The 23,560-nt window shown below is 72.1% G+C and carries 17 protein-coding genes, 1 pseudogene and 1 riboswitch; of the genes and pseudogenes, 6 read left to right on the forward strand and 12 right to left on the reverse strand.

The window, feature by feature from the left end:
• Positions 1-2: 2 nt before the first annotated feature.
• From AB0877_RS26115 to AB0877_RS26125, 3 genes are all read left to right on the forward strand, one after another.
• Positions 3-953 (forward strand): LLM class F420-dependent oxidoreductase, encoded by a 951-nt coding sequence (locus tag AB0877_RS26115; protein WP_366612153.1) that lies wholly within the window; start codon positions 3-5, stop codon positions 951-953.
• Positions 950-1,258, forward strand: a complete 309-nt coding sequence (locus AB0877_RS26120; protein WP_328652122.1) for a cupin — start codon at positions 950-952, stop codon at positions 1,256-1,258. The genes AB0877_RS26115 and AB0877_RS26120 overlap by 4 nt, the downstream gene beginning before the upstream one ends.
• A gap of 76 nt (positions 1,259-1,334) precedes the next feature.
• Positions 1,335-4,352, forward strand: a complete 3,018-nt coding sequence (locus AB0877_RS26125; RefSeq protein ID WP_366612156.1) for a hypothetical protein — start codon at positions 1,335-1,337, stop codon at positions 4,350-4,352.
• Positions 4,353-4,568: 216 nt separating this feature from the next.
• Here the strand turns inward: AB0877_RS26125 and thiC are convergent, their stop codons facing one another.
• From thiC to thiE, 7 genes and pseudogenes are all read right to left on the reverse strand, one after another.
• On the reverse strand, positions 4,569-6,161 hold the full coding sequence (gene thiC / locus AB0877_RS26130) for a phosphomethylpyrimidine synthase ThiC (RefSeq protein WP_366612157.1): 1,593 nt from the start codon (positions 6,159-6,161) through the stop codon (positions 4,569-4,571).
• Positions 6,162-6,178: 17 nt separating this feature from the next.
• The gene (thiD, locus tag AB0877_RS26135) at positions 6,179-6,964 is read right to left on the reverse strand and encodes a bifunctional hydroxymethylpyrimidine kinase/phosphomethylpyrimidine kinase (protein ID WP_366612159.1); all 786 of its coding nucleotides are present in this window, start codon (positions 6,962-6,964) and stop codon (positions 6,179-6,181) included.
• Positions 6,965-7,185: 221 nt separating this feature from the next.
• A pseudogene (locus AB0877_RS26140) lies at positions 7,186-7,728 on the reverse strand (thiamine phosphate synthase); the annotation flags it as partial.
• Positions 7,725-8,504, reverse strand: coding sequence for a thiazole synthase (locus AB0877_RS26145; protein WP_366612160.1), 780 nt, complete (start codon positions 8,502-8,504; stop codon positions 7,725-7,727). The pseudogene AB0877_RS26140 and the gene AB0877_RS26145, both read right to left, overlap by 4 nt.
• Positions 8,501-8,701 (reverse strand): sulfur carrier protein ThiS, encoded by a 201-nt coding sequence (thiS, locus tag AB0877_RS26150; protein WP_366612162.1) that lies wholly within the window; start codon positions 8,699-8,701, stop codon positions 8,501-8,503. The genes AB0877_RS26145 and thiS overlap by 4 nt, the downstream gene beginning before the upstream one ends.
• A complete protein-coding gene (thiO, locus tag AB0877_RS26155; protein ID WP_366612202.1) occupies positions 8,692-9,855 on the reverse strand; it encodes a glycine oxidase ThiO in 1,164 nt (387 codons plus the stop codon). The genes thiS and thiO overlap by 10 nt, the downstream gene beginning before the upstream one ends.
• Positions 9,852-10,478, reverse strand: coding sequence for a thiamine phosphate synthase (gene thiE, locus AB0877_RS26160; protein ID WP_366612164.1), 627 nt, complete (start codon positions 10,476-10,478; stop codon positions 9,852-9,854). The genes thiO and thiE overlap by 4 nt, the downstream gene beginning before the upstream one ends.
• Positions 10,473-10,582: riboswitch (TPP riboswitch) on the reverse strand. It overlaps the preceding gene by 6 nt.
• Positions 10,583-10,894: 312 nt before the next feature.
• On the opposite strand from thiE, the gene AB0877_RS26165 reads away from it, so the two are divergent.
• A complete protein-coding gene (locus AB0877_RS26165; RefSeq protein ID WP_366612166.1) occupies positions 10,895-16,723 on the forward strand; it encodes a ThuA domain-containing protein in 5,829 nt (1,942 codons plus the stop codon).
• Between the two features lie 72 nt (positions 16,724-16,795).
• Positions 16,796-17,368, forward strand: a complete 573-nt coding sequence (locus AB0877_RS26170; protein WP_366612168.1) for a hypothetical protein — start codon at positions 16,796-16,798, stop codon at positions 17,366-17,368.
• Positions 17,369-17,541: 173 nt separating this feature from the next.
• Here AB0877_RS26170 and AB0877_RS26175 read toward each other — a convergent pair whose 3' ends face one another.
• Genes AB0877_RS26175 through AB0877_RS26185 form a run of 3 tightly spaced genes read right to left on the reverse strand, consistent with a single transcriptional unit; the run spans position 17,542 to position 20,867 of the window.
• Positions 17,542-18,504 (reverse strand): aldo/keto reductase, encoded by a 963-nt coding sequence (locus AB0877_RS26175; protein ID WP_366612170.1) that lies wholly within the window; start codon positions 18,502-18,504, stop codon positions 17,542-17,544.
• 36 nt (positions 18,505-18,540) lie between these two features.
• On the reverse strand, positions 18,541-20,220 hold the full coding sequence (locus tag AB0877_RS26180) for an ATP-binding cassette domain-containing protein (protein WP_366612172.1): 1,680 nt from the start codon (positions 20,218-20,220) through the stop codon (positions 18,541-18,543).
• A 41-nt stretch (positions 20,221-20,261) separates the two neighbouring features.
• A complete protein-coding gene (locus AB0877_RS26185; RefSeq protein WP_366612174.1) occupies positions 20,262-20,867 on the reverse strand; it encodes a methyltransferase in 606 nt (201 codons plus the stop codon).
• 102 nt (positions 20,868-20,969) lie between these two features.
• On the opposite strand from AB0877_RS26185, the gene AB0877_RS26190 reads away from it, so the two are divergent.
• Positions 20,970-22,079 (forward strand): hypothetical protein, encoded by a 1,110-nt coding sequence (locus tag AB0877_RS26190; RefSeq protein ID WP_366612176.1) that lies wholly within the window; start codon positions 20,970-20,972, stop codon positions 22,077-22,079.
• Between the two features lie 12 nt (positions 22,080-22,091).
• Here the strand turns inward: AB0877_RS26190 and truA are convergent, their stop codons facing one another.
• Positions 22,092-22,922: a tRNA pseudouridine(38-40) synthase TruA gene (gene truA / locus AB0877_RS26195; RefSeq protein WP_366612177.1), complete on the reverse strand. Its 831-nt coding sequence runs from the start codon at positions 22,920-22,922 to the stop codon at positions 22,092-22,094.
• Positions 22,923-22,989: 67 nt separating this feature from the next.
• Positions 22,990-23,547, reverse strand: a complete 558-nt coding sequence (gene rplQ / locus AB0877_RS26200) for a 50S ribosomal protein L17 (RefSeq protein WP_210820368.1) — start codon at positions 23,545-23,547, stop codon at positions 22,990-22,992.
• Positions 23,548-23,560 lie beyond the last annotated feature (13 nt).

Consider the following 23,560-nt stretch of genomic DNA (forward strand, 5'->3'; position numbering starts at 1 on the left):
CCATGCGGGTGTCGGTCTTCACCGAGCCGAACCGTGGCGCCAGCTACGACACCCAGCTCCGGTTCGCCCGGCTGGTCGAGGCCTGCGGCTACGAGGGTTTCCTCCGCGCCGACCACTACCAGTCGATGGGCGCCGATCCGGGCCTGCCCGGCCCCACCGACGCCTGGCTGACCCTCGCCGCGCTGGCCCGGGAAACCGAGCGGATCCGACTCGGCACCCTGGTGACGTCGGCCACGTTCCGCCTGCCCGGCCCCCTCGCGGTGATGGTCGCGCAGGTCGATCAGATGAGCGGTGGCCGGGTCGATCTCGGCATCGGCGCCGGCTGGTACGAACGCGAGCACAACTCGTACGGCATCCCGTTCCCGGCGGTCGGCGAGCGTTTCGACCGGCTGGCCGAGCAGCTTGAGGTGATCACCGGGCTGTGGGCCACCCCACCCGGCGAGAGCTACAGCTTCACCGGCGACCACTACCGGTTGGTGGACGCTCCCGCCCTGCCCAAGCCGGTGCAGGTGCCCGGCCCGCCGATCATCGTGGGCGGGCGTGGCCCCAAGCGCACACCCGAACTGGCCGCCCGCTACGCCGACGAGTTCAACATGCCGTTCAAGTCCGTGGCCGTCACCGCCGCGGCGTACGACCGGGTGCGCGAGGCGTGTGAGCGCACCGGACGTACGGAGTCCGGGCGCGCCCCGTTGGTGCTCTCCGCCGGGATCGTCGTCGCCATCGGCCGGACCGACGCGGAGGCCCGGCGTCGGGCCGCGCCCCTGCACGAGAAGAGCGCTCTGCCACCGGAGGACCCGGTGGTCGGCTCCCCCGCGCAGCTCGCGCAGCGGCTCGGCGAGTTCGCCGCGATCGGTACCACCCGCGTCCACCTGCGCCTGATCGACTTCGATGATCTCGACCACCTTGAGCTGATCGCCGCCGAGGTGCTGCCCCAACTGGACGGAGCACGATGACCGACGTGATCGACGGAACCGAACTCGGACCGGTGGGCCAGGAGATCGTGTACGAGAACGACCGGGTCCGGGTCTGGCACATCCGCCTCGAGCCGGGCGAGCGGCAACCGCTGCACCGGCACGACCACCCCTACCTGGTGGTGGCGATCGAGGGTGCCAAGAACGTCGTGCAGACCATCGACGGCACCCTGATCGACGCCGACGAGCCCACCGGTGGAGTCGTCTACCGGGACCCGGGCGCGGTGCACATGCTGACCAATGTCGGGGATACGACTTACCTGGCTCGGCTGGTCGAACTCAAGTAGACCCGCCGGTCGCCACCGGCGTGCCGCGCGGCGCGCCGTTGGCTATCGGGTGTACCGGGTGCGTAACGTGCCGGACATGGCCTTTCGGACCTGGGGCAGACTACTGCTCACGGCGCTCGGGGTGAGCGTGCTGGCCGGAGCCGGCCAGCTCGGCGTCGCGTACGGCTTCGGCATCGTCCGCCTGACCGGCGCATTCACCGGTACGACCGTCAACCAGTGGCCGGCCCAGCTGGTCTGGGTGGGCTGGTTCGCCGCCAACGCAGCCGTCGCCGGCGCCGTCCTGACCGGACGCCTCGCTCGCCGCGACGCTCCGCCGGCCAGCACCGGACGGCAGTTGGCGGTCGGCGGCGCGGCAGCGCTCGGTGCCACAGTCATCGCCCCGCTCTGCATGCAGCCCGCCCGCGCCGCGGAGCTGATCTCCGTCGACCCGGTCTGGGCGGTGGGCATCTGCGCCATGGTCGGTGCGGTGATCGGGGCGGGCGCGGCGATCGCCGTCCTGTTCCGACCCGAACTGGGGTGGAACATGGCGGCCGTGGCCGGCACGGTCTGGCTGCTGGCGCTGATCTCCGTCCTACCGTCGCTCGGCACGGCCGGCCCACTGCCGACCGTCCGGCTCGGCGTACTGGAGCCGAGTTGGCTCGACGACGCCGCCGCGCAGCGACTGGCGATGCTCCTGCTGCCCATCGTGGCGCTGCTGGCCGGCGCGGCGACCGCCGGGTTGGCTCGCTCGCGGGGTCAGGCTCCACTGGTCAGCGGAGCCACCGGGGTGGCCGGTCCGGTGCTGGTGGCGTTCGCCTACCTGACCGCCGGTCCGGGCGACGCGGTGGACCGCTACCAGACCGCCCCCTACTACGCCTCGTTGATCGCGATCCTCGCCGGAGCGCTCGGCGCGGCCGCCGCCGCGCTGCTGCGCTGGCCGATGGGCGCCCGTACCACCGATCCGCAGGCGATCGAGCCCACCGCCATCCTGCGCCCGCTGCCCGCCGGGCCGGCACCGACCAGCGCGCCGAGCGACAGGGACAGCGCCGAGCGCACCGATACGGAGTTGGCCACCCGCACGAAGCCCGCCGGCGTCGTCGCGGGTCCGTGGGCGACGGGCGACCCCGACGCCGTACGCACCGTCCCGGCCCACTGGGACTGGCCGGAGACCACCGCGAGCGGAGAGCGCGGGCCGACTCCCGCCGCACCGGCTACTCCCGGCGCATCGGCTCAGCCCGCGGCCTGGCTGACCGCGCCGACCGGTGAGTTCACCGCCGCTGGGCAGACGCCTCCGCGTCAGGACGATGTCCTGGCCACGAGCGAGCCCTCGGCCGCCGCCGACGTCAGCGACGCCACCGCGACCGGCTCGACGGCCGGCCGCGCCAACGCCGCGACGGGCAGCCGCGCCGACGCCGCGACGGGCGGCCGGGCCGGCGACGAGCCGACCAGCGGCACGGCGACGGACCCGGGCGGCCGCACGACGACCAGTGGCGGGCCGACCGGTGGGCGCACCACCCGCAAGTCCGCCGACACGGCGAGCGGCACGGGCGCAACCGGCACGACCGGCACGACCGGCGTGGGCAGCGCGGGCAGCGCGGGCAGCGCGGGCAGCAGCACCGAGGCGACCAACACAGCGACGCCCGGCTCTGACGCTCCCGGTCCCGACGCCACGGCCTCGACGATCACGGGGCCAGCCCCGAGCACCGCCGGGACGGCCGACCATGGCACGCCCGAGGCGCCGGTGACGATCAAGCCCCGACGCAGCCGCAAGTCGAAGGCCGACCCGGACGCCACCGCCACCGACGTGGCCGACGACACGTCCGCCGCCGGTTCGGCAACCACCAGCGAGACGACCACCGGCGGGACGACCGCAAGCGCGACCACCGCAAGCGCGACCACCGCAAGTGGGACGACCGCAAGCGGGACGACCGCTCGCGAGACGACCACCCCCGCGACGACCACCGGACGCGCCACGAAGGGCACCCGGCCGAGCAGATCGGCCGACGCCACCACCTCCGACACGTCGACGCCCAGCCAGGAAAGCCTGGGTGAGCGGTCGAGTTCGACCTCCGAGGTCGGCTCGGCTGCTGCTTCCGGCACGGCGGCGACCCGGGCCGCCGCTACCGGCGCGAAGCGGGCACCGGCCACCTCCGCCACCGGCTCGAAGCGGGCACCGGCCACGACGACCGCCGGAACCGGTGCGACGCAGGTGCCGGCCGACCCGGAGTCCCCCAGCACGCCGACCGACGCCCCACAGGCCCCCACGACCGGGACCGGATCGACACCGGCACCGACCGCCACGGCCGACGAGGTTGGCGCGGAAGCCACCCCGCGCGCCCCGAAGGCCGGCACGGACAGCAAGGCGGCAGCGGCCGACGCGACCAGCGCTTCCTCGATCGCCGGGGCTCGTGGCACCGACAGCGCGCGCTCCGCCGCCGAGGACGTTCCCGCCGCCGGGTTGTTCGCGGCCACCGCCGCCAGCGACCCGGCGGCTGACCTGTGGACGCCCGCGCCGTCGGCCTGGCCGGTCACCTCGACGTGGACGGTGCCACCGCAGGCCGCCCAGCCGGGAGCAACGGCACCGGAGGGGTCGAGTGGTCCTGACGCGCCGACCGGGCCGACGCCGAGGCCCCGGCATCGGGCACCGCTTCCGGACCTGAGCCGGGCCGGCACCTGGAACGCGTTCGACACCTCTCGGCGGCGCGGGTCCGCCGGATCACCGGACAGCTCGACGGCACGGACAGCGCCCACCGAAGCCGCCGGGACGACCGCCCCGGCCGGACACCCGGGCCGTGCGGAGGGCACGCCCTCCGATGCCAGCACCGTTACCGGCGATCTGACGCCGACCGACACCGCGTCGGCCGAACCAACGCAACCGAAGGTGGCAGAGCAGCCCTCCCGGCGAGGGCGGCTCGGTGGGCTGTTCCGCCGCAACCGGTCCCGGGCCGACGAGGAGAGCCCGAAGACGTCGGATGAGGCGGAGCCGCTGGCGTCCCAGGACGAGGAGTTCGTCGACTGGGTCGCCGGCCTGAGCAAGCCGGTGTCGGACAACGAGCCCGAGCAGGAGAACAGCCGCCGGTCGTTGCGCTCCACCGGTCGGCACCACCGCGACTGACTTACCCCGACCGGTCTGCCGTAACCGACCTGCCTCACGCGGCGGTCCGACCCACCGCCCAACCGCTTGATTGACTCGGGTTCATTGATACCGGGCCAACCCACTTACCGGGACGCCCCGACATCCGTGAACCCGAGTTGATCAAGCGACGGCACCCGCGCCGGACCGGGCAGGGCGACTCCGTGCGACCCGCAGGACGGCCCGGCTGCCGGCAGATCAGGCGAGCGGGAGGTAGACCCGGCTCCCGCCGGAGACGAACTCCTCCGACTTGTCCTTCATGCCGCGCGCCGCGTACTCCTTGAGCTCTTGGGTGATCTTCATGGAGCAGAACTTCGGGCCACACATCGAGCAGAAGTGCGCGGTCTTCGCCGGTTCGGCCGGCAGCGTCGCGTCGTGGTACGAGCGCGCCGTCTCCGGGTCCAACGAGAGGTTGAACTGGTCCTCCCAGCGGAACTCGAACCGCGCCTTCGACAGCGCGTCGTCCCAGGCCTGCGCGCCCGGGTGCCCCTTGGCCAGGTCCGCCGCGTGTGCCGCGATCTTGTACGCGATCACGCCCGCCTTGACGTCGTCGCGGTCCGGCAGGCCGAGGTGCTCCTTCGGCGTGACGTAGCAGAGCATCGCGGTGCCGAACATGCCGATCATCGCGGCGCCGATCGCCGAGGTGATGTGGTCGTACGCGGGCGCGATGTCGGTGGTCAGCGGACCGAGCGTGTAGAAGGGGGCCTCGTGGCACCACTCCTGCTGAAGGTCCACGTTCTCCTTGATCTTGTGCATCGGTACGTGACCGGGGCCCTCGATCATCACCTGGACGTCGTACGCCCAGGCGATCTTCGTCAGCTCACCGAGGGTACGCAGCTCGGCGAACTGCGCCTCGTCGTTGGCGTCGGCGATCGACCCGGGGCGCAGCCCGTCACCGAGGGAGAACGTCACGTCGTAGCGCGCCAGCAGCGCGCACAACTCCTCGAAGTTGGTGTAGAGGAAGTTCTCCTCGTGGTGCGCCAGGCACCACGCCGCCATGATCGAGCCGCCTCGGGACACGATCCCGGTCACCCGGTCCACGGCCAGCGGCACGTACGGCAGGAGCACCCCGGCGTGCACGGTCATGTAGTCCACGCCCTGCTCGGCCTGCTCGATGACGGTCTCCCGGAACACCTCCCAGCTCAACTTCACCGGGTCGCCGCCGACCTTCTCCAACGCCTGGTAGATCGGCACGGTCCCGATCGGCACCGGCGAGTTCCGCACGATCGCCTCCCGGGTCTCGTGGATCCGCTTGCCCGTGGACAGGTCCATCACGGTGTCCGCGCCCCAGCGGGTGGCCCAGGTGAGCTTCTCCACCTCCTCCGCGACCGACGAGCTGACCGCCGAGGTGCCGATGTTGGCGTTCACCTTGACCAGGAACGCCTTACCGATGATCGCCGGCTCGCACTCCGGATGGTTGACGTTGAGCGGGAGCACCGCCCGGCCGGCGGCGATCTCGGCCCGCACGAGTTCCGGTTCGACGTTCTCCCGGATCGCCACGAACTCCATCTCCGGCGTCACCACACCCGCCCGCGCGTACGCCAACTGGGTGGGCCGGTGATTGCCCACCCCGGCCAGCGGGGTACCCGCACCCCGTACGGGTGCCACGTCACCCCGCTCGGCGATCCACGCGCCCCGCAAAGCGGGCAACCCCACCTCAGGGTCCGACCCCGGGCCGGACGTGTCGTAGAGCCGCACCGGCGGCAGGTCACCGGTCAGCCCCACCTCCGCGAACGGCACCCGGACATCCGGCCGTGAACCCTCGACGTACACCTTGCCTCGTGCGTGCATGACAGCCTCCATGGTGATCAGGCGGACCAGCCGAAGTGGTTCAGCGGCCCGCGCCCCGCGCCCAGCTCCCAGCCCCGCGCGCCGGTCAGCGCACGGAGCACGTACTCCTTGGCGGCCCCCACGGCGTCCGGCACCGGGTCGCCGAGACCGAGCCGCACCGCGATCGCCGCCGAGAACGAGCACCCGGTGCCGTGGGTGTGCCGGGTGGTCACCCGGGGTGCCCGCAACACGGTGGTGACGCCGCCGCCGTGCAGCACGTCGACCGCCTCGCCCCCGTCCAGGTCACCGCCGGTGACGACCACGTACTCCGGGCCACCGGCCACCAGGGCCTCGGCGGCCACGACCATCGCGGCCACGTCGTCCACCGGGCGTCCGGTGATCGCCGCGGCCTCCGCGCAGTTCGGGGTCGCCACCCTGGCGTACGGCAGCAGCCGCTCCACCGCGCCCACCACGCCGAGCCGGTGACCGCTCGTGGCGACCAGCACCGGGTCGACGACGAGTTGGGGCAGCCGGCCGTCCCGGGCGGCCTCGGCCACCACGTCCGCGATGGCCGGGGTGCCGAGCATTCCCGTCTTCACGGCGCAGACGGTGAAATCGGTGAGCACGCTGTCCAACTGCTCGGTGACGGTGCGCGGCGGCAGCGGCAGCACCGCGTCGACACCCCGGGTGTTCTGTGCGGTGACCGCCGTGAGGACGCTGGTGCCGTACGCGCCCAGCGCGGCGAAGACCTTGAGGTCGGCCTGGATGCCCGCGCCACCGCCGGAGTCGGAGCCGGCGATTGTCAGTAGTGTTCGCGGGGTCATTTTCTTTCCCTGGTTGGGGGCTGGGGCGGGCCGTTTCTGGTTGCGGTTTGGGGCTGCGGCCGACAGTGCCCACTCCGGGCGGTCAGGCTTGATCCCTGCGTGGGCACGGTCGGCCGCAGCCCCCGCCATGCGGACCTGGGTGACCCCGCGGCGGGTTGTGAGAGCTTGGGGGTGACCGCCTCTTGGAAAGCGCTGGTGAGGGTGGCGGCTGTTTCGGTGGTGTTCTCTGCTCGCATGAGGGCCCCTAGTACTGCTACTCCGGTGGCTCCTGATCGGACGCAGGCGGATACTTGGTCTGGTGTTCCGATTCCGCCTAAGGCCAGGACGGGGACCGGGCTGACCTCGACAAGCTTGCGGAGGCCGTCCGGTCCCAGGGGTGGGCCGTAGCCCGGTTTTGTCCTTGTGGGGTTGACCGGGGAGACGGTGGCGTAGTGCTCGGTGGTCAGGCGGTTCAGCTCGGCTCGGTTGTGGCAGGAACGGCCGACCAGGTTGTGGGTTGGCGGGGGGTACGGGCCGGCGGCGGGCAGGTGCACGGCGTCGCCGCCGAGCGGGTCGGGCCCGGCCACGATGAGGGTCCCGCCGACGTCGGCGAGGATCGCGCGCAGCTCGACGGCGAGGGCGGCGCGTTCGGCGCGGGGCAGGTCCTTCTCCCGCAGCACCACCCAGCGCACTCCCCCGGCCACGGCTTTCGCGACGACCCGGTCCAGCCCTTCCCGCGCGACGAGTCGATCGGTCAACACGACAACCCCGGACGGCGGGGTCACAGCTCGGGTCTTCCCTCGTCGGGAGTGGAGGCGAGCGCGTGGAAGCGACGCTCGATCCGGCCGGCCTGGGCCGCCAGCCGGCCCGCGTCGACGGCGTACCGCATCGCGGTGGCCATCGCCACCGGGTCGGCCGCCCGGGTGACGGCGCTCGCCAGCAGCACCCCGTCACAGCCCAGCTCCATGGCCAGCGCCGCGTCGGACGCGGTGCCGATGCCGGCATCGAGGATCACCGGCACGTCCACACCCTGGCGGATGAGTCGAATGTGGTGCGGGTTGCCGACGCCGAGCCCCGAGCCGATCGGGGAGCCGGCCGGCATCACCGCGGCGCAGCCCACGTCGGCGAGGCGACGGGCGAGCACCGGGTCGTCGCTGGTGTACGGCAGCACTGTGAAACCGTCGGCGACCAACTCCTCGGCGGCGCGGAGCAGCTCCACCCCGTCGGGCAGGAGCGTCCGCTCGTCGCCGATCACCTCCAGCTTGACCCAGTCGGTGCCGAACGCGTCCCGGGCCAACCGGGCCACCTTCACCGCCTCGGTCGCGGTGTGGCAGCCGGCGGTGTTCGGCAACAGGCGTACGCCGCACCGGTCCAGCAGCTCCAGCAGCCCACCCGCGGAGCCCGGTGCCGTGCCCACCCGGCGCAGCGCCACTGTGACCAGCTCGGTGCCGGACGCCCGGACCGCCTGCTCCAGCACGTGCAGGTTCGCGGCACCGCCGGTGCCGAGGATCAGCCGTGAGGTGAAGGTCTCCCCACCCAGCTCGAACGGCATGCCGCTCACCCGCCCTGCGCCGCGGTCAGCACCTCGACCCGGTCACCGTCGCGCAGTGTCCGGGCCGGCCAGCCGGCCCGGGGCACCACCTCGCCGTTGACCGCGACCGCCACCCCGCGTGGGTGCGCCACGATGTCGCGGACCAGGTCCGCCACCGACGCGCCGGCGGCGACGCTGCGCCCGGCCCCGTTCACCGTCAACTCCACAGGTCCCCCTCCACACTCGGGTCAGGTCCGACCGACGCGGCCACCGTGGCACCGCCGAAGCGGTCGGCCCGGAAGGGCGCGAGCATCGGGTCGGGTACGCCGCCGAGCACCAGGTCGGCGATCAGGTCGGCGGTGATCGGGGTGAGCACGATGCCGTGCCGGTGGTGCCCGGTGGCGGCCAGGACGCCCGGTCGATCGGGCAGCGGCCCGAGGATCGGCGCGTTGTCCGGGGTGCCCGGGCGCAGCCCGGCGACCGCCTCGACCAGGTCGTACTCGGCCAGCTCGGGCAGCAGGTCGACCCCGGCGCGCAGCAGCCGTTGCACGACACCGGCGGTGACAGTGGTGTCCGAGCGCTCCTCGACCGTCGCGCCGAGCACGACCTCACCGTCGGCGCGGGGCACCAGGTAGACGTGCTCGCCGTCGGCGTACCCCCGGATCACGTGCCGGAAGCCCGGCGCGACGCCGTCGGGCGCGCGGAGCCGGAGGATCTGACCTTTCACCGGCCGTACCGGCAGGCCGGTGAGCGCGGCGGCCCCACAGCCGGCGGCGACCACGGTGACCGGCGCGTCCACATCGGACAGCGATCGGACCGGCTGCGGCACGAGCACCGCGCCGGCCCGCTGCGCGGCCGTGCGCAGCGCCGGCACCAGCAGCCGGGGGTCGACCTGATGGTCGGTGGGCGCGAGCGCGCCGCCGCGTACCCGTGGCGCGAGCGCCGGTTCGCTGTCGCGCAGCTGGCTGGGGCGCAGCGGCGTCACAGGCAGGCCCAACCCCTGCTGGTACGCCCACAGCCGGCGCGCCTCGGCCAGGTCGTCGCCGGTGAGCCCGACCATCAGGGTGCCCTCGGTGCGGTAGCCGATCCCGACCCCGGTCGTCTCGGTCAACTCGGCGGCGAACGCCGGCCAGCGGGCGGCGGATGCCAACAGCAACCCGGTCAGTTGCCGCTCACCGAAGTACGCCTCGGCGACCGGGGAGAGCATGCCGGCGGCCACCGCCGACGCCCCCGAGCCGGGTGCCGGATCGTGCACCACCACCCGCAGCCCGCGCGCGGCGCAACGCCAGGCGATGGCCAGCCCGATCGGCCCCGCACCCACCACTGCCACGTCCGGCCGGACCCGGTCGCTCGACGGCGGTGACGGGGACCGGCCGGTCAGCACGTCAGGGCCTCGATCAGCTCGGCGGTCGCCCGTGCCGGATCGGCGGCGGCGGAGACGGCGCCGACCACCGCCACCCCGTACGCCCCGGCGGCCCGCAGCGCCGGCACCCGGGCCGCGGTCACTCCGCCGATCGCGATCACCGGGACGTCGACGGCATCGACGACGGCGCGTACTCCGGCGGGCCCGATGGGGTCCGGCAGGCCGGTCTTGGTGCTGGTGGCGTGACACGGACCGACGCCCAGGTAACTGGCGCCCGCCGCGACGGCCTCGGCCGCCGGGCCCGGCGCGCGAGCGGTCGCGCCCAGCACACCGGTCGGGCCGAGCACCCGGCGGGCGGCGGCGACCGGCAGGTCGTCGGCACCGACGTGCCCACCTGCCGCACCAACCGCCAGCGCCACGTGCAACCGGTCGTTGACCAGGCAGGTCGCCCGGTACGGCGCGCAGAGCGCCACCACCCGCGCGGTCAGGTCGTACGCCTCGCGGTCAGTGGCGGAATCCTCGACCCGGACCTGCACCACCAGGTCGTCGTGGGCCACGGTGAGGGCGGCGCGGACCACGGCGAGTGGGTCGCGACCGGGTCGGGTGTCGGTGATGAGATGCAATCGCCCCAGGGACGGCACGGCAACGCTCCTCCCTGCGCCGGCATTATCCGGATCAGGTTCGACGGTCGGGGGCTGTCAGCCCCCCTCTCAGCCCGGTACACCGGGCTCCCGTGGGTTACTTGCGTGTCACCGTACGACAGATCCGTCGGCCTGCCAAGGCGCGGGGTCGGCGGGGTCGGCCGGGCCGGCGGCGTCAAAACGACCGAGATCCAATGGGGCACTTCATACAGTCCTGTTCGGAATGTCGCCCCCCGTTGCAGAACCGTTACCCGTCCGCATCTTGCCCGACATCGAGCCAGCCGAATTAATTTGTTCAGCGATTCGACAAAATGTCGGTGGGGGCACCCTGGCACGGTGCGACCACCGGCTCCATCAGGGACGGCCTTCGGCGAGCCGACTCCCGCGAGCTCTGTCACTACGACACAGGAGGCGGCGTGTCCCGTTCTCGTCGTGCCCGCGTACCCATCACCGCAACCCTGATCTCCCTGGCCATGGCCTCGACCACCCTGTTCGGCGCGCCCGCGCAGGCGGCCGCCCAGGTTCCCCCACGGGATGCGCAAGCCGCAGCCCCGGTCAGCCAGGTGGTGCCGAAGGCGCCAAAGGCCGCGGCCGATCCCTTCTCCGTCCTGATCTTCTCCAAGACCGCCGGCTTCCGGCACGACTCGATCCCCACCGGCATCGCGGCCATCCAGCAGCTCGGCGCTGCCAACGGATTCACCGTGGACAACTCGGAGGACGGCGCAGCATTCAACGACGCCAACCTGGCGAAGTACAAGGCGGTGATCTGGCTCTCCACCACCGGTGACGTGCTCAACGCCGACCAGCAGGCGGCATTCGAGCGCTACGTGAAGGCCGGCGGCGGCTACGTCGGCATCCACGCCGCGTCGGACACCGAGTACAGCTGGGCCTGGTACGGCGACCTGGTCGGCGCGTACTTCGCCAACCACCCGCAGAACCAGACGGCCACCGTCAAGGTGGAGGACCACGCCCACCCGTCCACGGCCGGGTTGCCGGACCGGTGGTCCCGGTTCGACGAGTGGTACAACTACCAGAGCAACCCTCGGCCGGACGTGCACGTGCTGGCCAGCCTGGACGAGAAGAGCTACACCCCGGGCGCCGGCGCCATGGGTGCGGACCACCCGGTCGCCTGGTGTCAGGACTACGACGGTGGCCGCTCCTGGTACACCGGCCTCGGGCACACCCGGGAGTCGTACGCCGAGCCCGAGTTCCTGTCCCACCTGCTCGGCGGCATCCGCACCGCGGCCGGCGTCGAGAACGCCGACTGCGGCGCCTCGAAGACCTCGAACTTCGAGAAGGTCACGCTGGACAGCAACACCAGCAACCCGATGGAGCTGGACATCGCCCCCGACGGGCGGGTCTTCTACATCGAGCGTGACGGTCGCGTGCAGATCGTGAAGCCGGACACCGGCAACACCGTCACCGCCGTCGACCTGGACGTCTTCACCGGCAACGAGGACGGTCTCATCGGCATCCGGCTCGACCCGGACTTCGCCACGAACAACTGGGTGTACCTGTACTACGCCCCGAACGACGGGGTCACCCGCAACCTGCTGTCCCGCTTCACGGTCACCGGCGACACCATCAGCCTGGCCAGCGAGAAGCAGGTGCTCCGGGTCGACACCCAACGCAACACCTGTTGCCACGCCGGCGGCAGCATGACCTTCGACGGCGACGGCAACCTCTACCTGGCCACCGGTGACAACACCAACCCGTTCGAGTCGAACTCGTACTCGCCGCTCGACGAGCGGGCGGGCCGCCAGGACTACGACGCGCAGCGCACCTCCGCGAACACCAACGACCTGCGCGGCAAGGTGATCCGGATCCACCCGGAGGACGACGGCACGTACACGGTCCCGTCGGGCAACCTCTTCCCGGCGGGCACCGAGAAGACCCGTCCCGAGATCTACGCGATGGGCTTCCGCAACCCGTTCCGGATCGGCACCGACCCGAAGACCAACACGCTGTACGTCGGCGACTACGGGCCGGACGCCAACACCGACAACCCGAACCGTGGCCCCCGCGGTCTGGTCGAGTGGAACATCGTCACCCCGGGCAACTACGGCTGGCCGTACTGCACGGGCACGAACGAGGCCTACAACGACTACACGTTCCCGTCCGGTCCGAGTGGCCCGAAGTTCGACTGCGCCGCACCGGTGAACAACTCGCCGAACAACACCGGCCTGACCAACCTCCCGCCGGTGGTCCCGGCGACCGTCGACTACGGGTACGCCGGTGACGCGCGCTACCCGGAGATCGGCGGCGGCGGCGCCCCGATGGGTGGCCCGGTCTACCGCTACGACGCCGACCTGAACTCGAACCGCAAGTGGCCGGCGTACTACGACGGCAAGGCTCTGCTCGGTGAGTGGAACCAGAACAAGATGTACACCATGCAGGTGACCCCCGACGGCAAGTCGTTGGTGGACATCAACCAGTTGCTCACCGGCATGAGCATGATCCGGCCGATGGACTTCGAGTTCGGCCCGGACGGCGCGCTGTACCTGATCGAGTGGGGCAGCGGCTTCGGCGGCAACAACGACAACTCCGGCGTCTACCGGATCGACTACACCGCCGGTGACCGTGCGCCGATCGCGGCGGCGTCCGCCAACCCGACCTCGGGTCCGGCGCCGTTGGCTGTCACCTTCTCCAGCGCCGGCTCCCGGGACCCGGACGGTGGCACGCTCACCTACGCGTGGACGTTCGGCGACGGGCAGACCTCGACCGAGGCCAACCCGACCCACACGTACACCACGGCGGGCAACTACACCGCCCAGCTCACCGTCACCAACCCCAAGGGCCGGACCGCGGTGGCGAACGTGCCGGTGACGGTCGGCAACACCGCGCCGACGGTCACCATCGAGTTCCCGCCGGACGGCGGGTTCTTCAACTGGGGTGACCAGGTCCGGTACACCATCAAGGTGACCGACCCCGAGGACGGGGAGATCGACTGCGACCGGGTCGGGCTGCAGGTGCTGCTCGGTCACGACGAGCACGCCCACCCGCTGGAGCAGCACACCGGCTGCACCGGCACCGTCCAGACGTCGCTCGCCTCCGGGCACGGCGCCGAGGCGAACGTGTTCGCGGTCTTCGAGGCCACCTACACCGACGAGGGTGGTGCCGGTGGCTCCGGTGCCCTCACCGGCCGGCAGATCGAGGTCCTGCAGCCGAAGCAGAAGCAGGCCGAGTACTTCACCGCCACCGGGCGTGCCCCGGTGAGCACCGGCGGTGGAGACCCCGGCGTGCAGCGCGAGAACGCCACCGACACCGCCGGTGGCGGCCAGAGCATCGCCTTCATCGAGGACGGTGACTGGTGGTCGGTCGCCCCGGCGAACCTGACCAACATCACCGAGATCCGGTTCCGGGCCGCTTCCGCCGCCGCTGGCGGTCGGATCGAGGTGCGCGCCGGTGCCGTCGACGGACCGGTGGTCGCCACGGCCGTCGTACCGTCGACCGGGGCGTGGCAGACGTACACGGACGTGAGCGCGCCGGTCACCGGTGCCGCGAGCGGCTCGCTGTACTTCGTGGCACGCGATCCGAACGGTGGAAGTGGTTCGCTGTTCAACGTCAACTGGATGGACTTCGTCGGCCGCGGTGTCACCGAGAACGGGCCGCCGGTGGTCAGCGCCACGGCCACCCCGGGCACCGGCACCGCACCGGTCACCGTCGCCTTCGACGGCACGGCCACCGACGCCGAGGGCGACACCCCGCTGACGTACGCCTGGGACTTCGGTGACGGAGGCACGGCGACCACCCTGGACGCCAGCCACACCTACACCACCGCGGGCACCTTCACGGCCACCCTCACGGTGACCGACAGCAAGGGCGCCAAGTCGTACGCCACGGTGCCGGTGCGGGTCGACGCTCCGGACACGTCCTGCTTCGGGGCGCGTTCGGACGACTTCAACGGCAACAGCCTCGACAAGGAGCGCTGGAGCGTCGTCCGGGAGAACCAGCTCTACTCGCTCAGTGGCGGCGCGCTCCAGCTGCCCACCGCGGTGGGTGACCTCTACGGCGCTCGCAACGACGCCACGAACCTGGTGCTCCAGCCTGCGCCGACCGGCGCCTGGGAGATGACCACCAAGGTCACCCTCCCGGTGACGGCCAACTACCAGCAGGCAGGTCTGCTGGTGTACGGCGACGACGACAACTACGCCAAGGTGGACCTGCTGTACAACAGCAGCCGTCGGGTGGAGTTCATCCGAGAGACGGCCGGCACGCCTCGCAACGAGGGCGCCGACGCCACCAACGCACCGGCGGGTGACACCGTGTACCTGCGGGTCACCAGCGACGGGACGAACCTGACCGCGGCCTTCTCGGCCGACGGGCAGACCTTCACCCCGGTCGGCCGTTCGGCCGCGCTCGCCGGCATCACCAACCCGCGCATCGGGGTCTTCGCTCTCAACGGCGGCACCGAGGCGCCGGTCGTCAACGCGGCCTTCGACTCGTTCCAGGTGACGCCGGACGCCCCGGCCGGGCCGGTCGACCCGTCGGACGAGTTCACCGGCAGCACGCTGGACAAGTGCCGCTGGGACGCGATCCTGCGGGAGGACCCGAACGGTTACCGGGTGACCGGTGGCGCGCTGCGCATCGACGTGCCCAACGGTGACATCTACGGCACCGACAACACCGGGCCGAAGAACTTCATCCTCCAGACCGCGCCCTCGGGCGCTTGGACCCTGGAGACGAAGGTCGACGGCAGTCTGCTGAACGAGCAGTACCAGCAGGCCGGTCTGCTCGTGCAGGCCGACGACGACAACTACCTGAAGTTCGACTTCATCGCGGACAACCAGGCCGGCTCGGCGGTGACGCGGCGGATCGAGTTCCGCAGCGAGATCGCCGGGGTGGTCCAGAACCCGCAGCCCGAGGCGGGCAACCTGACCTCGGCGGTGTGGCACCTGCGGCTGGCCCGCACGGGCGACACGTTCACCGCGTCGTACTCGGCCGACGGCACGACCTGGACCGCGTTGACGGCGCTGACCAACAGCGCGGTCGGGGCGACCCCGAAGGTCGGACTGTTCACCCTCGGCGCCAACCAGACGGCGTCGAAGACCGCCTCGTTCGACTACTTCCGGCTCAGCACGAAGGTGGCCGACGAGACGGCACCGGTGACCACCGCGGCGGTTTCCGGCACCCCGACCGACGGGTGGCACACCGGGCCGGTGACGATCACGCTCACCGGTGCGGACGAGGCCGGCGGTAGCGGGCTCGCCAGCACCGAGTACCAGCTGGACGGGTCCACCACCTGGACGGCGTACACCGCTCCGGTGGCGGTCACCGGGGACGGCGAGCACGAGCTGCGGTTCCGCTCGACGGACAAGGCCGGCAACGTGGAGGCGACCAAGACCGTCTCGGTCAAGATCGACGCCACCGCGCCGGTGACCTCGGCGACGTTCGCTCCGGCGAACGACGCCGGTTGGCACAACGGGACCACCCCGGTCGTGCTGGCCGCCACCGACGCCGGTTCCGGCGTCAAGACGGTGGAGTGGTCGCTCGACGGTGGCGCGTGGGCGGCGTACTCGACGCCGATCGAGGTGACCGGCGACGGGGAGCACGAGCTGCTGTTCCGCTCGGCGGACAAGGCGGGCAACGTCGAGACGCTGAAGTCGGCGGTGCTGCGCATCGACGGCACCAAGCCGACGCTGCTGGTGTCGGGGCTGGCCGACGGCCAGCTCTACGGCGACAGCCAGGACGTCCGGGTGTCCTGGCAGGCCGTCGACCCGAGTTCGGGCATCGCGAGCGTGGTCGGTCAGCTCGACGGCCAGGCGTACACCAGCGGCACCCTGCAGGCCATGTACGACCTGTCGCTCGGCCTGCACGAGCTGACCGTGACCGCGACCGACAAGGCGGGCAACAAGACCACCTCGACGGTCCGGTTCTTCGTCACCACCTCGTTCCGGGACATGCAGAGTCTGCTGGACCGGTTCAAGGCGACGGGGCGGCTCTCGACCAAGGCGCACAAGCAGCTGTCGAACAAGCTCGACGCTGTCCGTGCGTCCGAGGCGGCCGGCGACGACAAGGCGGCTGTCCGGCAGCTGACCGCATTCCGGACGCTCGCCTCCGACACCGCGCTGGTGGCCGAGGCGGAGGTCCGGGACGTCCTGGTCCGGGACGCCGATGCCATGATCGTTCGGCTCGGCGGCGCGGCCAGCAAGGCCGGGGTCAAGGCGAACGACGGTGACTCGGTCAAGGGCACCGGGCGGCTTGGTGGCGACGCCACCCGGCTGGCACCCGGTCGCCAGCTCTGATCCGACGAGGCCCCTCCCCGACGCTACGGCGTCGGGGAGGGGCCTCCCTCATTCGTTAGGGAGGGGATGTCCGTGACGGGTATCCGCAAGGTGTTTGCCGCCGTCCTCGTCGGACTGGCAGTGACCCTGTCCGCCGCCCCGGCGGCGGCCCAGGCCGCTCTGGCCGTTCCCGCGGCTCAGACCGCTCTGGCCGCCCCGGCGGCGCAGACCGACAAGCTCAAGCTCGCTGTGGCCGGCGACGGGGCTCAGGGTGTCACCATCCAGGCCACCTACGCCGATGGTCGCCGGCTGGAGCAGGTGGTGCGGCTGATCCTCACCGCCACCGGCCCGGACGGGCAGCAGGTCGGGCCGGTGCAGCTCGAACCGCAACCCGAGGGGCAGGGTTTCTACAGCAGCGGCCCGGTGCTCTCCACCGGCACCTGGAAGGTGTCGGTGAACTCCCCCGCTCCGCTGGCGGGCAAGGCCACCGCCACGGTGCAGGCGAACGCGGCGCAGTCGCCGCCTGCGCCCGCGCCGGTCGCGGTGACCACGCCGACGGACGACGCCGGCAGCGCCGCCTGGTGGCCGTTCGCGGCGGCCGGTCTCGTGCTCGTCGCCGTCGCGATGGGGGTGGCCATGCTGTTCGGCCGCCGACGCACCACCTGACCGAACCAGCAGTGCAGGACAGGGCCGGGCCGCGACGAGCGGCCCGGCCCGTTGTCGTCTGACCCGGGCGTGATCGACTCGACATTCATGAAGCCGCGCCCTCCCGGCCCGCGGGTCGCCCCGACTTTCGGAAACACGAGTGGATCAAGGCGTCGAGGCCCGTCCCGCCGCGCTCAGAGGATGGCGCGCAGCGCCGCCAGATCGTCATCGCTGGGCTCCCAGACGCCGGCCGCGGCGTTGGCGCGCACCTGCTCGGGCGTGGTGGCACCGGCGATCACCGAGGTCACCGCCGGCTGGGCGGCCAGTCCGCCGATCGCCACCTGGAGCATCGTCAGACCCCGCTCGGCCGCGTACGCCTCGATCGCCTCGATGGTGTCCCAGTCGGCAGCGGCGAGCCGCTCCGCGTACCGGCCGCCGCCGGAGAGCCGGCTGCCGGCCGGCGGCTGAGCCTCCCGCCTGTACTTGCCGGTGAGCAGGCCGTTGGCGAGCGGGAAGAACGGCAGCATGCCGAGGCCGAACCGCTCACACGCCGGGATCACCTCGGCCTCCACGGACCGCTCCACCAGGCTGTAATGGTTCTGCGCGCTGATGAAGCGGGACCGGCCGTTGGACGAGGCGACCCAGTCCGCGTCGGCGATCTGCCACCCGGCGAAGTTGGAGTTGCCCAGGTAGCGCACCTTGCCATCGCGGACCAGGTCGTCCAGGGCGGCGAGGGTCTCGTCGATCGGGGTGCCCGGGTCGGGCTCGTGCATCTGGTAGAGGTCGATGTGGTCGGTGCCGAGCCGGCGCAGCGACGCCTCCACCGCGCGGGCGATGTAGCGCCGCGCACCCCGCGCGCCGTAGTCCGGCCCGTTGAGACCGAACATGTCCATGCCGAACTTGGTGGCCACCACCACGTCGTCCCGGCGACCCTTGAGCGCCTGCCCGAGCAGCTCCTCGGAGCCGCCCTGCGGCTCGCCGTAGATGTCGGCGGTGTCGAACAGGGTGATCCCGGCGTCGAGGGCCGCGTCCACCACCGCCCGGGTGCCATCGAGGTCGAGCTTGCGGCCGAAGTTGTTGCAGCCGATGCCGACCACGGACACCACGAGCCCGGAGTCGCCCAGCCGGCGATAGGTCATGTCAGTCACGCGATCCACCCTATGCCGGCCGGACGCGTCACCGTCGGGGACCGGTCAGCCCACGTCCCAGACCGGTTCCGGGGTCTCCACCACCTCGCTGTCGCCCCGGAACAGCACGAACCTGTCGAAGGAACGGGTGAACCACCGGTCGTGGGTGACAGCGATCACCGTCCCCTCGAAGGCGTTCAGGCCCGTTTCGAGAGCTTCCGCGCTGGCCAGGTCGAGGTTGTCGGTGGGCTCGTCGAGCAGCAGCAGGGTCGCCCCGGACAGCTCCAACAGCAGCACCAGGAACCGGGCCTGCTGCCCGCCGGAGAGCGTGCCGAAGCGCTGGTCGCCCTGCGCGGCCAGTTCGTAGCGACTGAGCACACCCATCGCCGCGTGCCGGTCCATCCCGGTGCGGTGCTCGTCGCCCCGCCAGAGGATCTCGACAAGCGTCTTCGACATCAGCTCCGGCCGGTCGTGAGTCTGGGAGAAGTGCCCGGGGCGGACCCGGGCACCGAGGCGGGCCGACCCCTCGTGCGTCACCGGAGCGAGCGCGCCGGCACCGTCGACCGGGCCGTTCGCCGGGTCCGGGTCGGTGCCACCGCGGGCCAGCAGCCGCAGGAAGTGCGACTTGCCGGTGCCGTTGGCACCGAGCACCGCCACCCGGTCGCCGTACCAGATCTCCAGGTCGAAGGGGAATGTCAGGCCGTCGAGCTCCAGCTGCTCGCAGACGACCGCGCGCTTGCCGGTCCGCCCGCCGGCCAGGCGCATCCGGATGTCCTGGTCCTTCGGCGGTACGGGCGGCGGCCCGGCCTCCTCGAACTTGCGCAACCGGGTCTGCGCGGCCTGGTAACGCGAGGCCAACCCGTCGTTGTACGCGGCCTTCTGCTTGTACATCAGCATCAGCTCGCGCAGCTTCTGGTGCTCCTCGTCCCAGCGCCGGCGCAGCTCGTCGAGGCGGGCGTGCCGGGCCACCCGAGCCTCGTACCAGCTGGCGAAGCCGCCCGGGTGCACCCAGGCACTGCCCCCCTCGACGGCGACCACCCGGTCGGCGCTCTGGGCCAACAGCTCGCGGTCGTGCGAGACGTAGAGGACCGACTTCGTCGACTCGCGCAGTCGCGCCTCCAGCCAGCGCTTGCCGGGCACGTCGAGGAAGTTGTCCGGTTCGTCGAGCAGCAGCACCTCGTCCGGGCCGCGCAGCAGCAACTCCAGGGCGAAGCGCTTCTGCTGGCCGCCGGAGAGGGTACGCACCGGACGGTCCCGTACGGCGTCCCACGGTTTTCCGAGCACGATGGTCGCGACGGTGTCGAAGAGCACCTCGGCGTCGTACCCGCCGGCCTCGCCCCAGGCGCCGAGCGCGTCGGCGTACGCCAGCTGGGCCTTGCCCGCGGCGTTGCTGAACTTGCCGTGGGCCTCGGCCGCCCGCATGGCCGCCTCGGTCTCGCCGAGCCGCCGGCCGGCGTCGCGAAGCGCCGGCGGGGCCAGCGACAACGCCAGGTCGGCGAGGGTCGACTCGTCACCGATCATGCCGATGAACTGGCGCATCACACCCAGCCCGCCGGCCCGCGCGACGACGCCGCTGCGCACCGGCAGGTCGCCGGCGACCATCCGCAGCAGCGTCGTCTTTCCCGCGCCGTTCGGCCCGACCAGGGCGACCTTGCTGCCCTCCCCGACCCGGAACGACACGTCGGCGAAGAGTTCCCGACCGTCGGGCAGGATGTGCCCGACCGCTGCCACGTCCACGTATCCCACGCCGGGATCCTGCCCCAGTGAGGGGCGGGGGGTACATCCAATTACCGGGTGACGCGCAGCACCCGGAAGCCTTTCTGGCTGGCGTACCGCTCGACCTGCCAGCTCTGCTCGGTGAGCCAGCGTTGCAGCGAGTCGCCACCGAGGTGTCGGGCGACGACCAACCAGCCGACGCCGTCCGGGGCGAGTCGGGGCAGCCAGCGCAGCAACAGGTCGTGCAGCCCGTCCTTGCCGATACGGATGGGTGGGTTCGACCAGATCTGGGTGAAGCGGACCCCGTCCGGAACATCGTCCGGCGCGCTGACCCGGACCCGGTCGGCGGCACCGACCCGAGCCGCGTTTGCGGCGGTCAGTTCGCGGGCCCGGGCGTTGACGTCGACGGCCCAGATGGTGCTGGTGGGCGCGAGGTCGGCCAGCACGCAGCTGATCGGCCCGAACCCGCAGCCGAGGTCGAGCAGGTCACCAGTGGTGTCGTCGGCGGGCAGCTCGGCCTTGCGCAGCAGCACCGCGGTGCCCGGGTCGAGCCGGCTGGCGGAGAACACCCCGCCGGCCGAGGTGAGCCGGTAGTCGCGGTCGGCGACGGTGAACTCGACCTCGCGCGCCGGGGCGTCGCTGGCGGGCTGAGCGGTGAAGTAGTGGTCGCCGGTCACCCGGCAATTCTCGCACCGGTCCGGGGCGGACCTGACGCGGCCCGCACGTACATTTCCCCGAAATTACCACCTAAAGGGACAATCGCTCCTACTCTGGGCGACATGGTGTATCGGTACCAGTCCGATGAGGACGCTTTCGAGGAGTACCCGGAGCCCGGGTCCGACCTGTCGGTGCTCGGCGCCGGTCCGCCCCCGGCGGCCGGGCCCTCTCCGTCACGCTTCCCCACGCCGTCGCTGCCACGACCGAACCAGCTCTCGCTACCCTCGTCGCAGCCGGCACCGGCTCGTGCCGAGGTGCCGCAGCTCGGGCCGGCCGCCCAGACCGATGCGCCGCAGGCAGTGCCGTCCCGCGCCGACATCCCACCCGCACCACCGCGCAGCCAGATCTACACCTCGGCGACGTCGGCGGAGCCGCCCACCCGGCGCGGCGGCGGCCGACTGTGGCAGGCACTGATCGGCGGCGCAGCCGTCCTGGTACTGCTCGCCCTCTGCGGCCTCGGCGCCGCCGCGCTGCTCATCGACCGCGGCGAGCAGCCGCAGAGCGACCCGACGTACCAGCCGAACGCCGCCCCGACCTCGGCGTCGGCGGAACGGCTGGCCCTCGACTCCCGGGACACCGACCAGGCCCCGCTCACCGCCAAGGAACTCTTCCCCGGCAAGGAGCTGAAGCTCACCGACGGCCAGCCGAGCTACCAGGTGCTCAAGACACAGTCCAGCGGCAGTTGCGCCGTCGCCGCCACCGACGAGGTCGCCGACCTGCTGGTCCGGCTCGGCTGCAACCAGATCGTCCGGGCCACCCTCAGTACGCCCGACGACAACCACCTGGTCACCGCCGGCCTGTTCAACCTCACCGACAAGGTCAGCGCGGAACGCGTCCGAGACCGGCTCCGGCAACTTCTCGACGAGCGGCAGGGCCGTTTCCGTGGCCTCACCGCGAACGACGGCGACGGTACCGATGTCCTGGCCAACGCGCCGGCACGCGTCGGCTGGCAGGTCCGGGGCCACTACTTGGCGTACGCGCTGGTGGTCCGCAAGGACGGCACGGCGGTCAAGGCGGGTGACGCCAAGGTCCGCGAGATCCTGTTCGACATGATCGAGCTGCACCTCAGCCGGGGCGTGCTGCAGAGCCGGGCCGACGGTGGCACCGCCTCGCAACCGACGGCGGCACCTACCGGCAGCAGCGCCAACCAGGGCGACCTGCCCGGCGACTGACGGTGCGGACGGTCAGCCCTCGATCGGAACTCGCAGCCGGCGGGTAAAGGTCGCCCGTTGGGCGTACTCGGCCGGATCCGCCGGGTAGCCGACGGCGACCAGGGTCAGCCCGCGCGCGGGGGCCACCGTCACCTCGCTGGACCGCTCCCGCTGGCTGAGCAGGGTTCCCGGCCACTCGACCGGACGGCGGCCGTCCCCGGCCACCAGCATGGCTCCCACCAGGCTGCGCACCATCGCCTGACAGAACGCGTCAGCCTGCACCGTGGCGACCAGGAGGCCGTCCGGGTCGCGACGCCAGTCCAGCCGGGTCACCTCGCGCAGCGTGGTGGCGTGCTCCTTGCGCCGGCAGTACGCGGCGAAGTCGTGCTCCCCCACCAGCCCGGTGGCGGCGGCGTTCAGCGCGGCCAGGTCCAACGGCTTCGGCCAGGCCAGCACCTCGTGGCGGCGCAACGGCTCGGCACCGAAGGGCGCGTCGGTGACGCGGTACTCGTAGCGCCGGAAGGTGGCCGAGAACCGCGCGTCGAAGTCGGCCGGCACCTCGGTCATCGCCCGTACCCGCACGTCGGTGGGGAGCAGCCGGGCCAGCCGACGCAACAGCCGCCCCTCGTGCTGACGCCACACGTCCACGGGCAGGTCCACGTGGCACACCTGACCGGTGGCGTGCACTCCCGCGTCGGTCCGCCCGGCCACCGTCAGCCCGGTGGCGGTGCCGACGCCGAGGATCAGGTCCAGGGTCTCGACCAGCACCCCCGCGACGGTGCGTCGGGTCGGCTGGGCGGCCCAGCCGGAGAAGTCGGTGCCGTCGTACGAGACGTCCAGCCGCAGCCGTATCCGCTCGTCCACCTCGTACCTCCTGTTACGGGTCGGGCCCGGCACCCCGATGGGGTGCCGGGCCCGACGATGCCCTTGATCAGGCCTTGTTCTCGGTGGCCTCGTCGCTGTCCTCGCGGGCGGCGTCGGTGTCACCGGACGCCGACACCGGCGCCTCCGAGTCCTGGTCGGCCGGAGCCGACTGCGGGGCCTCGTCGGCCGGGGCGAGCGCCTCGACCTTGTCCTGCTGCGCGGCCTTGCGGGCGGCGGTCTTCTTGTTCACCTTCGGCTCGGCGACCTGAAGCTCCTCCACCAGCTCGATGATGGCCATCGGCGCGTTGTCACCCTTGCGCGGACCGGTCTTCACGATCCGGGTGTAACCGCCGGGGCGGTTGGAGTACCGGGGTGCGATCTGGTCGAACAGGGCGTAGACCACGTCCTTGTCCTTGACGACACCCAGCACCCGACGCCGCGAGGCGAGGTCACCGCGCTTGGCCTTGGTGATGAGCTGCTCGGCCAGCGGGCGCAGCCGCCGGGCCTTCGTCTCGGTGGTCTGGATCTTCCCGTGCTGGAACAGCGCGGTCGCCAGGTTGGCCAGCATCAGCCGCTCGTGCGAGGGGCTGCCGCCGAGGCGGGGGCCCTTGGTGGGCGTGGGCATTTTTGGTGCTCCT

The organism is Micromonospora sp. NPDC047644 (genome assembly GCF_040704315.1).
Lineage (GTDB): Bacteria > Actinomycetota > Actinomycetes > Mycobacteriales > Micromonosporaceae > Micromonospora.

Excerpts from the sequence above, each read along its gene's own strand:
- AB0877_RS26115 (WP_366612153.1), top strand. The coding sequence starts at position 3 with ATGCGGGTGTCGGTCTTCACCGAGCCGAACCGTGGCGCCAGCTACGAC.
- AB0877_RS26120 (WP_328652122.1), top strand. The coding sequence starts at position 950 with ATGACCGACGTGATCGACGGAACCGAACTCGGACCGGTGGGCCAGGAG.
- AB0877_RS26125 (WP_366612156.1), top strand. The coding sequence starts at position 1,335 with ATGGCCTTTCGGACCTGGGGCAGACTACTGCTCACGGCGCTCGGGGTG.
- thiC (WP_366612157.1), bottom strand. The coding sequence starts at position 6,161 with ATGCACGCACGAGGCAAGGTGTACGTCGAGGGTTCACGGCCGGATGTC.
- thiD (WP_366612159.1), bottom strand. The coding sequence starts at position 6,964 with ATGACCCCGCGAACACTACTGACAATCGCCGGCTCCGACTCCGGCGGT.
- AB0877_RS26190 (WP_366612176.1), top strand. The coding sequence starts at position 20,970 with ATGGTGTATCGGTACCAGTCCGATGAGGACGCTTTCGAGGAGTACCCG.
- rplQ (WP_210820368.1), bottom strand. The coding sequence starts at position 23,547 with ATGCCCACGCCCACCAAGGGCCCCCGCCTCGGCGGCAGCCCCTCGCAC.